This is a genomic window from Clostridium tarantellae, assembly GCF_009295725.1.
In the GTDB taxonomy this organism is placed as follows: Bacteria; Bacillota; Clostridia; order Clostridiales; family Clostridiaceae; genus Sarcina; species Sarcina tarantellae.
In genome coordinates this window covers 1-9713 of record NZ_WHJC01000124.1, presented here as the reverse complement: position 1 = coordinate 9713, position 9713 = coordinate 1, and the positions used below count along the sequence as shown (strand labels likewise).

Genomic DNA, 9713 nt, shown 5'->3' with positions numbered 1-9713 from the left:
AAAATATAGTTATATATATTTATAATTAGAAAGAGGTGTTTCTTAAAGTGGAAAGAAAAAAAGGAATATCTATGGCAGTAATAAAAAGACTTCCTAAATATCATAGATATTTACAAGAATTACTGAATAACGAAGTTGATAGAATATCATCTAAAGAATTAAGTGAGAAAATAGGTTTTACTGCATCTCAAATACGTCAAGATTTAAATTGTTTTGGAGATTTTGGTCAACAAGGATATGGTTACAATGTAAAAGAGCTATACAACCAAATTAGTTCTATTTTAGGATTGAATAAAGATTATAATAGTGTAATAGTTGGAGCGGGAAATATAGGGCAAGCAATAGCTAATTACACTAAATTCAATAAATTAGGTATAGAGTTAACAGCAATTTTTGATGCTAATCCTAAATTATTAGGAATAAAAATAAGAGATATAGATATAAAAGATATAGATGAATTATCTAATTTTTTAAGAGAAAATCATGTAGATGTAGGAATTATTTGTGTTCCTAGAGTAAATGCTCAAAAAGTATGCGATATATTAGTACAAAATGGAGTAAAAGGAATTTGGAACTTTGCTCCAGTAGATTTAGATGTACCATCTGATGTAACAGTAGAAAATGTACATTTAAGTGAAAGTTTACTTACTCTAGTATATTTATTAAATGAAAGTGAAAAAGATAAATAAATTTACATGAAAAAATATGTAAAATTTCATATTTTTTCTAAAATTTCAAAAATATTATTGAAAAAAGCTTGTATACCAATTATAATCATAATTGAAGTAGAAATACTTCAATTATTTTTTTGAAAATAATTGTTATAAAATTAACAATTATTTTTTGCAAAAAAGTAAAAAAGTGAGAATATACATAGGGTTACGTATATTTTTGTTAAGACAAAAGGGATTGAGAAAATAAGTGGGAGGCAAAAAAGGTATGGAACTAAATCTAACTAATGTTATTTTTGAAAAAGAAGGCAACGTAGGAATATTAACAATTAATAGACCTAAGGCATTAAATGCTTTAAACTCAGAAACTTTAAAAGATTTAGATACTGCTATTACTGCTATAGAAGAAGATAATAATATATATGTAGTAATATTAACTGGTGCTGGAGAAAAGGCTTTTATTGCAGGCGCTGATATAGCAGAGATGAAGGATTTAACAGAAGTAGAAGGAAGAGAGTTTGGTCTTTTAGGAAATAAAGTTTTTAGAAGACTAGAAAATTTAAATAAACCTGTTATAGCTGCAATTAATGGCTTTGCATTAGGTGGTGGATGTGAATTAGCAATGTCTTGTGATATAAGAATTGCTACAGAAAAAGCTAAGTTTGCTCAACCAGAAACAGGTTTAGGAATAACGCCAGGATTTGGTGGAACACAAAGACTTCCAAGAATAGTTGGAGAAGGAAAAGCAAAGGAGCTTATTTATACTGGAGATATGATAAAAGCTGATGAAGCTTTAAAAATTGGTTTAGTAAATAAAGTTGTGCCAGTAGAAAGTTTAATGAATGAAGCTAAGTCTATGGCTAATAAAATATCAAGTAATGCTCCAATAGCGGTTAGATTATGCAAGGATGCTATAAATAGAGGAATGCAAGTTGATATAGATAATGCAATTGTTATAGAAGCAAATGATTTTGGAACATGTTTCTTAACTGAAGATCAAAAAGAAGGTATGACTGCATTTATTGAAAGAAGAGCTAAAGTTTTTAAGAATAAATAATATGAAAATATTGGTATAAAATTAAGGGGGGCAAGGTCAATGAACTTTCAATTAACAAGTGAACAAGAATTAGTGAAGCAAATGGTTAAAGAGTTTGCTATAAATGAAGTAAAACCAATTGCTGCTGAAATAGATGAAACAGAAAGATTTCCAATGGAAAATGTAAAGAAAATGGCTGAACTTGGCATGATGGGTATACCATTTGAGTCTAAATATGGTGGTGCTGGGGGAGATACTTTATCATATATAATAGCGGTTGAAGAATTATCAAAGGTTTGTGGAACAACAGGTGTTATATTATCAGCTCATACTTCACTTTGTGCATCTTTGATTAATCAATTTGGAACACCAGCTCAAAAAGAAAAATATCTAACTCAACTTGCAAAAGGTGAAAAAATAGGTGCATTTGGATTAACTGAACCAGGTGCTGGTACAGATGCAGCTGGACAACAAACAGTTGCAGTATTAGATGGAGATAATTATATATTAAATGGAAGTAAAATATTCATAACTAATGGAGGTGTAGCTGAAACTTTTATAGTTTTTGCTATGACAGATAAAAGTCAAGGGACTAGGGGAATATCTGCATTTATAGTAGAAAAAGACTTCCCAGGATTTTCAATAGGAAAAGTTGAAGAAAAATTAGGAATAAGAGCTTCATCAACTACTGAACTTATATTTGAAAATTGTTTAGTTCCAAAAGAAAATTTAATAGGTAAAGAAGGAAGAGGCTTTGGAGTAGCTATGAAAACTCTTGATGGAGGTAGAATAGGTATTGCAGCTCAAGCATTAGGAATAGCAGAAGGTGCGTTAGAAGAGGCAATTAACTATATGAAAGAAAGAAAACAGTTTGGTAGACCTTTAACAGCATTCCAAGGATTACAATGGATGATTGCGGATATGGATGTTAAAGTGGAAGCTGCAAAACATTTAGTTTATAAGGCTGCATGTTTAAAAGATGCTGGAAAGCCATATTCAGTTGAAGCAGCAAGAGCTAAACTATTTGCTGCAGAAGTTGCTATGGATGTAACAACTAAGGCAGTTCAAATTTTTGGAGGATATGGATATACAAAAGAGTATCCAGTTGAAAGAATGATGAGAGATGCTAAGATAACAGAAATTTATGAAGGAACTTCAGAAGTTCAAAAAATGGTTATCTCAGGAAGTATTTTAAAATAGTTTAGGGAGGGCTTTTGATTATGAATATAGTAGTTTGTTTAAAACAAGTACCAGATACTACAGCAGTTAAAATAGATCCAAAAACAGGAACATTAATAAGAGATGGAGTTCCATCAATAATAAATCCAGAGGATAAACATGCATTAGAAGCAGCTTTACAGTTAAAGGATAAAAAGGGTGCCACTATAACAGTAATAAGTATGGGACCACCTCAAGCAACTAATGCTTTAAGAGAAGCTCTTTGTATGGGCGCAGATAAAGCTATATTAATAACAGATAGAGCTTTTGCAGGTGCTGATACTTTAGCAACATCTAAAGCATTAGCAGGGGCTTTAAAAAAACTTGAATATGACATAGTGTTTGCTGGAAGACAAGCTATAGATGGAGATACTGCTCAAGTTGGACCAGAAATAGCAGAACATTTAGATATACCACAGGTTACTTATGTTCAAGATGTAAAAGTAGAAGATGATGGTTTATTAGTTAATCGAGCTTTAGAAGATGGTTATGAATTAATAAAAGTTCAAACACCGGTACTTTTAACAGCTATACAAGAATTAAATACACCAAGATATATGAATGTTAGACATATCTTCTCAACAGCTAATACAGAAATAATTAAATGGTCAGCTGATGATATAGATGTAGACAAAGCGGAATTAGGCTTAAAAGGTTCACCAACTAAGGTTAAGAAGTCTATGACTAAAGAAGCTAAAGGAGCTGGAGAATTAGTAAATAAACCAGTTAATGAAGCTGTAAGTTATGTATTAGGAAAATTAAAAGAGAAGCACTACATCTAAAGTTTAGGAGGTATTGATAATGAATATAGCAGATTACAAAGGCGTATGGGTTTTCGCTGAACAAAGAGAGGGAATATTACAAAAGGTTTCTTTAGAGTTACTTGGAGAAGGAAGAAAGATTGCAGATAAATTGGGTGTTAAATTAACTGCATTATTATTAGGAAAGAATATAAAAAATTTAGCAAGTGAATTAGGTGAGCATGGAGCAGATGAAGTTTTAGTTGTAGAAAATGAATTATTAGAGCATTATACAACTGATGGATATACTAAAGCTATATGTGAATTAGCAGAAGAAAGAAAGCCAGGAATTTTATTTATAGGAGCAACTTTTATAGGTAGAGATTTAGGACCAAGAGTTGCAGCAAGATTATCAACTGGATTAACAGCAGATTGTACAGTTTTAGATGTAGATACTACAAATGGAGATCTTTTAGCTACAAGACCAGCATTTGGTGGAAATCTAATGGCTACAATTGCATGTCCAGATCATAGACCTCAAATGGCTACTGTAAGACCGGGAGTTTTTGAGAAAATAAACGAAAATAGAAACTATGGTGTAGAAGAAGTTAATGTTTCTTTAGAAAGCAATGATATTAGAACAAAAATTGTTGAAATAATAAAAGAAAATAAAGATATAGCTGATATATCAGAGGCTAGAATATTAGTATCTGGTGGTAGAGGTGTTGGAAATAAAGAGAATTTTGAATTGTTAAAAGAGTTAGCAGCTGTTTTAGGTGGAACAGTTGCAGCTTCAAGAGGAGCAGTTGATAAAGGTTGGATAGAAAGAGACTATCAAGTTGGACAAACTGGTAAAACAGTAAGACCAACAATATATATTGCTTGTGGTATTTCAGGAGCTATTCAACACGTAGCTGGTATGCAAGATTCAGATCTGATTATAGCTATAAATAAAGATGCATCAGCTCCAATAATGAAAGTTGCTGATTACGCTATAGTTGGAGAAGTGACTAAAGTTATTCCAGAAATGATTTCACAGTTTAAAGCTTTAAGAGAAGAAGCTTAATTGGTATAGGGGGTAATTGAGATGAAAAAGATTTTTGTAATTGGTGCAGGTACAATGGGAGCTGGAATTGTTCAAGCTTTCGCACAAAAAGGTTATGAAGTAATTGTTAGAGATATAAAAGATGAGTTTGTTTCTAAAGGGATTGCGGGAATAAACAAAGGTCTCTCAAAATTAGTTGCAAAGGGTAAAATCACTGAAGAAGTAAAAGAAGATATTCTATCAAAAATTTCAGGAACAACTGATTTAACATTAGCAGAAGATTGTGATTTAGTTATAGAAGCTGCAGTAGAAAATATGGAAATAAAGAAACAAATATTTGCTGATCTAGATAAGATTTGTAAACCAGAAACTATATTAGCTACTAATACATCATCATTATCAATAACAGAAGTGGCTTCAGCTACTAATAGACCAGATAAAGTTATAGGAATGCATTTCTTTAACCCTGCAACAATAATGAAGCTTGTTGAAGTAATAAGAGGAATGGCTACTTCTCAAGAAACTTTTGATAAAGTTAAAGAAATTTCATTTGCTATTGGAAAAGAGCCAGTAGAAGTTGCAGAAGCACCAGGATTTGTTGTTAATAGAATTCTTATTCCTATGATAAATGAAGCAGTGGGAATATTAGCAGAAGGAATAGCTTCAGCAGAGGATATAGATACTTCAATGAAGCTAGGTGCTGCACATCCAATGGGACCTTTAGCTTTAGGAGATTTAATAGGTTTAGATGTATGTTTAGCTATAATGGATGTTTTATATAAAGAAACAGGTGATACTAAATATAGAGCTCATAGTCTTTTAAGAAAGTATGTAAGAGCTGGTTGGTTAGGAAGAAAAACAGGAAGAGGATTTCACAATTATAATGCTTAATAATTAACTTTATATAAATTAAAATTATTAAGACCATAATAGAAAGTCATGATTTTTTAGGTAATATACTTAAAGCATGACTTTCTTTTTTATAAGATACATATATTATGATTGCTTTATATATATTAAATGTATTATTATATAATAGTTATTATTTACTTAAGGAGGTTCTATGTTAAAAAAATTTATAAAATATTATAAACCATATAAAAAGCTATTTATTTTTGATATATTAGCTGCATTGTTTGTAGCAGCTTGTGATCTTATATATCCTATGATTACAAGAAGTATGATAAATACTGTCATACCCAATAAGAAAATAAGAGTTCTAGTTATTTTTGCTATAACTTTAACAGTAATATTTTTAATAAAAGCACTTTTAAATTATTTTATGCAATATTGGGGACATGTAGTTGGAGTAAGAATGCAGGCAGATATGAGAAGGGATATATTTACGCACCTACAAGATTTGCCTAATGAGTATTTTGATAATAATAAGACTGGTGTTATTATGTCTAGAATTATAAATGATTTAATGGAAATATCAGAATTAGCACACCACGGTCCAGAGGATATAATAGTTTCAACGGTAATGCTATTTGGATCATTTATTATATTATGTACAATTAATGTACCATTAACAATAATAATATATTCTGTACTACCATTTTTATTATGGTTTACTATTTCAAAAAGACGTAAAATGAAAAAAGCTTTTATGGCTACTAGAGAAAAAACAGGTGAAGTAAATGCAACTTTAGAAAACAGTATAGCTGGAATAAAGGTGACTAAATCTTTTGGAAATAAGCAGTATGAGTTAAATAAATTTGAAAAAAGTAATAATATATTTAAAAATGCAAGAGAAAAAGCATATAAAGCCATGGCTGAATATTTTTCAGGTATGTTTTTTTTTATGGATACTTTAGAGTTATTAGTTTTAATTTTAGCAGGAACATTTACTTTTAATGGTTCAATAGATTTAGGAGATTTTGCAGCATATATACTTTATGTAAAAATGTTTTTACAACCAGTAAGAAAATTAATAAATTTTACTGAGATGTATCAAACTGGTATGACAGGATTTGAAAGATTTAATGAAATAATAGAAGAGGTTGTAGAAAAAGAAAAAGAAAATGCAATTAATCTTAGAAATGTAAAAGGGAAAATAGAAATTAATAATGTTACTTTTAGATATGAAAATAAAAAAAGTATATTAAAAGATTTTAGTTTAGAAATAGAAGCTGGAAAAATGTTAGCTTTAGTAGGACCATCTGGTGGAGGAAAAACTACTTTATGCAATTTAATTCCTAGAATTTATGATTATGAAAGTGGAGATATTTTAATAGATGGAGTAAATATTAAAGATGTAAAATTGAAATCTTTAAGAGATAATATAGGTATGGTACAACAAGATGTGTTTTTATTTACAGGAACCATAAAAGAGAATATTTCTTATGGAAAGCCTAATGCTTCAGATGAAGATATAATAGAGGCAGCTAAGAGAGCAAGTCTTCATGATTTTATTATGACATTGCCAGAAGGGTATAACACCTATGTTGGTGAAAGAGGAGTTAAATTATCAGGTGGACAAAAGCAAAGAATTTCTATTGCTAGGGTATTTTTAAAAAATCCTCCTATATTAATATTAGATGAAGCAACTTCAGCTCTTGATAATGTTACAGAATATGAAATACAAAAATCTTTAGAAAAATTAAGTGAGAACAGAACAACTTTAGTAGTTGCCCATAGACTTTCTACTGTGAAAAATGCTGATGAAATATTAGTACTAACTAATAATGGTATTGAGGAAAGAGGAAGTCATGAAGAGCTTGTTAAGTTAGGTGGAGTATATAGTAATTTACATGGATTTTAATTGTGTAAAGCTAAGTACAACTAATGAGTGACATCTATTTATATAAGTTAAGGTATTCTTTCAAATTTTAGAAAAATTATTACAGATATAGGATAGATGGTGATGTTATTAAATATAAACTATTATCCTATATTTTTTTATTATAGTTTTATGAGTATTTAAGTAATAATTTCATAAGTTTAAAAAGTATTTACTAATAATTATTATTAGTTTAAAATTCAAAATAAGATAATAAATGGAGGTATTTAAATGTTAAAAGATAAAGCAGTATATTATTGGGATAAAAAATATGATTTAAATTGTGCAGAGTGTATAATGTATGCAGCTAATGATGAATATAATTTAAACTTATCTAAGGAAACATTAAAGGTTATGTCTGCCTTTGGTGGTGGAATGGCAATAGAAAGTGTATGTGGAGCAGCTACAGGTGCTTTAGGAGTAATTGGGATAATGTATACAAATGAAAGAGGACATGAAAGCCCAATAGTAAAAGAGCTTACTAAAGAGTTTATGGATAGATTTTATGAAGAATTAGGAACGCATAAATGTGATGAACTTAAAGCAAAATATAGAAAAGATGATGCTGATAGGTGTATAGTTATGATAGAAGCAGCAGCAAAAGTTCTAGAGCAAATAGTTATAAAAGAAGGAAAATAGGTGATAATTATGGATTTTGAGAATATAGAGTACTACAATAATAAAGTTATATTAAAAAACACTAAAAATTTTAATATAAAGCAAACATTTGAATGTGGTCAATGCTTTAGGTGGGAAAAAGTCAATGATAATGATTTCATAGGTGTTGCTTATGGAAAAGTAATAGAAGTTGAACAAAAAAATGATATAATAATTATATATAATACAAATGAGGAAGATTTCAATAATATATGGTTAAAATACTTTGATCTTAAAAGAGATTATTCAAAAATAAAGGAAGAGTTATCAAAGGATCAATTACTTGAAAGTTCAGTAGAATATGGTTATGGTATAAGATTATTAAATCAAGAGCCGTTTGAATTAGTTATTTCATTTATAATTTCAGCTAGAAATAGTATACCTGTTATTTCAAAAACTATAAAAAATATAAGTGAAAAGTGGGGGAATTCAATTGAATATAAAGGAAAAATATATTATGCTTTTCCAACAATAGAGCAGTTATCTCATGCTAATTTAGAAGAGATTCAATCAACAGGAGCATCTTTTAGAAGTAAATACATATATGATACTGTAAAAAACATATATAATTGTGAGCTTGCTAAAAAAGGTGAGTTACAAAGCAATAAACTAGAAGAAATAGAAATGATACTAAATAAATATGATTTAGACAAAATAGCTAAAATGAATGATGATGATTGTCATAAAGCATTACAAGAATTTATGGGAATAGGAGCAAAGGTTGCAGATTGCATAATGTTATTTTCTATGAATAAATATTCAGCATTTCCAGTTGATGTATGGGTTAAAAGAGCTATGATGCATTTTTATGGTGCAGAAGATAGTTCATTAAATAAAATAAGAATATTTGCTAGAAATAGATTTGGTGAAATTTCAGGGTTTGCTCAACAGTATCTATTTTATTATGCAAGAGAAAACAATATAAAAGTTTAAAAATTAAAAGGATAACATTTTATAAAATGTTATCCTTTTAATTTTTATAGTAATAATATTCCATGCTATAACATAATAATATTTTAGATTAAGATTTGAATTTATAGATTATTTTAGCAGTTATACTAAAAAGTAATAAACATAAAATTATAGCTATGGCACAAAGCATGAAAAATTCCTCGGGTAAAGCTAATATTATAGGGTCGTATCTATAATCAAAAATCCAATAATCATTATTGAAAAATATTTCATGAAATTTATTGAATAATAAATTAAAATTAACATAAAATGCTATAATGACTATAGTTACTATTAATAATGTTAAATAAAAAAAATAATTTAAACTTTTAAAAGAAAAAATAACAATATTTTTTTTATTTAAAATATATATAATAATGCCAATGATAAAACAAATAATAAGTAAAATTTGAAGCAAGAAAAATATATTTTTTACTTCATTAAAATGAATATGTCCTGTAGAACTCATAGTAAAATATTTTAATTTTAAATTATTTATCCAAGGAATTTGAAGAAATTTAATTATAGTTTTATAGTCTTCTAATAAAAATGAAGATGGAAGCCCGGTTATTTTAGTTAAATTAAATAATTTTATGCTTAAAGAATATATAGG

Annotated in this window: 10 protein-coding genes; 9 read left to right on the top strand and 1 reads right to left on the bottom strand. The window is 28.5% G+C overall.

The window, feature by feature from the left end:
• Window positions 1-47: 47 nt before the first annotated feature.
• The 9 genes from GBZ86_RS09195 to GBZ86_RS09155 all read left to right on the top strand — a co-directional run bounded on the left by GBZ86_RS09195 (window position 48) and on the right by GBZ86_RS09155 (window position 9082).
• A complete protein-coding gene (locus GBZ86_RS09195; RefSeq protein ID WP_327444771.1) occupies window positions 48-689 on the top strand; it encodes a redox-sensing transcriptional repressor Rex in 642 nt (213 codons plus the stop codon).
• 250 nt (window positions 690-939) lie between these two features.
• Entirely contained in the window at window positions 940-1728 is a 789-nt protein-coding gene (locus GBZ86_RS09190; RefSeq protein WP_152889954.1) for a short-chain-enoyl-CoA hydratase, read from the top strand.
• Between the two features lie 39 nt (window positions 1729-1767).
• Complete coding sequence (locus GBZ86_RS09185) at window positions 1768-2907, top strand: acyl-CoA dehydrogenase (RefSeq protein ID WP_152889952.1); 1140 nt, start codon at window positions 1768-1770, stop codon at window positions 2905-2907.
• Window positions 2908-2927: 20 nt separating this feature from the next.
• Window positions 2928-3707 carry an electron transfer flavoprotein subunit beta/FixA family protein gene (locus GBZ86_RS09180; protein WP_152889950.1) on the top strand — a complete coding sequence of 260 codons (780 nt, stop codon included), beginning with the start codon at window positions 2928-2930 and terminating at the stop codon, window positions 3705-3707.
• Window positions 3708-3726: 19 nt separating this feature from the next.
• A complete protein-coding gene (locus tag GBZ86_RS09175; protein WP_152889948.1) occupies window positions 3727-4731 on the top strand; it encodes an electron transfer flavoprotein subunit alpha/FixB family protein in 1005 nt (334 codons plus the stop codon).
• 21 nt (window positions 4732-4752) lie between these two features.
• A complete protein-coding gene (locus GBZ86_RS09170; protein WP_152889946.1) occupies window positions 4753-5601 on the top strand; it encodes a 3-hydroxybutyryl-CoA dehydrogenase in 849 nt (282 codons plus the stop codon).
• A 172-nt stretch (window positions 5602-5773) separates the two neighbouring features.
• A complete protein-coding gene (locus tag GBZ86_RS09165) occupies window positions 5774-7474 on the top strand; it encodes an ABC transporter ATP-binding protein (RefSeq protein ID WP_152889944.1) in 1701 nt (566 codons plus the stop codon).
• 249 nt (window positions 7475-7723) lie between these two features.
• Complete coding sequence (locus tag GBZ86_RS09160; RefSeq protein ID WP_152889942.1) at window positions 7724-8131, top strand: C-GCAxxG-C-C family (seleno)protein; 408 nt, start codon at window positions 7724-7726, stop codon at window positions 8129-8131.
• 9 nt (window positions 8132-8140) lie between these two features.
• Entirely contained in the window at window positions 8141-9082 is a 942-nt protein-coding gene (locus GBZ86_RS09155; protein WP_152889940.1) for a DNA-3-methyladenine glycosylase family protein, read from the top strand.
• An 88-nt stretch (window positions 9083-9170) separates the two neighbouring features.
• Here the strand turns inward: GBZ86_RS09155 and GBZ86_RS09150 are convergent.
• Window positions 9171-9713, bottom strand: a 543-nt coding sequence (locus GBZ86_RS09150; RefSeq protein WP_152889938.1) for a TIGR01906 family membrane protein, incomplete at its 5' end; no start/stop codon positions are given.

Coding starts and splice junctions, on each gene's coding strand:
- GBZ86_RS09190 (WP_152889954.1), top strand. CDS start 940: ATGGAACTAAATCTAACTAATGTTATTTTTGAAAAAGAAGGCAACGTA.
- GBZ86_RS09185 (WP_152889952.1), top strand. CDS start 1,768: ATGAACTTTCAATTAACAAGTGAACAAGAATTAGTGAAGCAAATGGTT.
- GBZ86_RS09180 (WP_152889950.1), top strand. CDS start 2,928: ATGAATATAGTAGTTTGTTTAAAACAAGTACCAGATACTACAGCAGTT.
- GBZ86_RS09175 (WP_152889948.1), top strand. CDS start 3,727: ATGAATATAGCAGATTACAAAGGCGTATGGGTTTTCGCTGAACAAAGA.
- GBZ86_RS09170 (WP_152889946.1), top strand. CDS start 4,753: ATGAAAAAGATTTTTGTAATTGGTGCAGGTACAATGGGAGCTGGAATT.
- GBZ86_RS09165 (WP_152889944.1), top strand. CDS start 5,774: ATGTTAAAAAAATTTATAAAATATTATAAACCATATAAAAAGCTATTT.
- GBZ86_RS09160 (WP_152889942.1), top strand. CDS start 7,724: ATGTTAAAAGATAAAGCAGTATATTATTGGGATAAAAAATATGATTTA.
- GBZ86_RS09155 (WP_152889940.1), top strand. CDS start 8,141: ATGGATTTTGAGAATATAGAGTACTACAATAATAAAGTTATATTAAAA.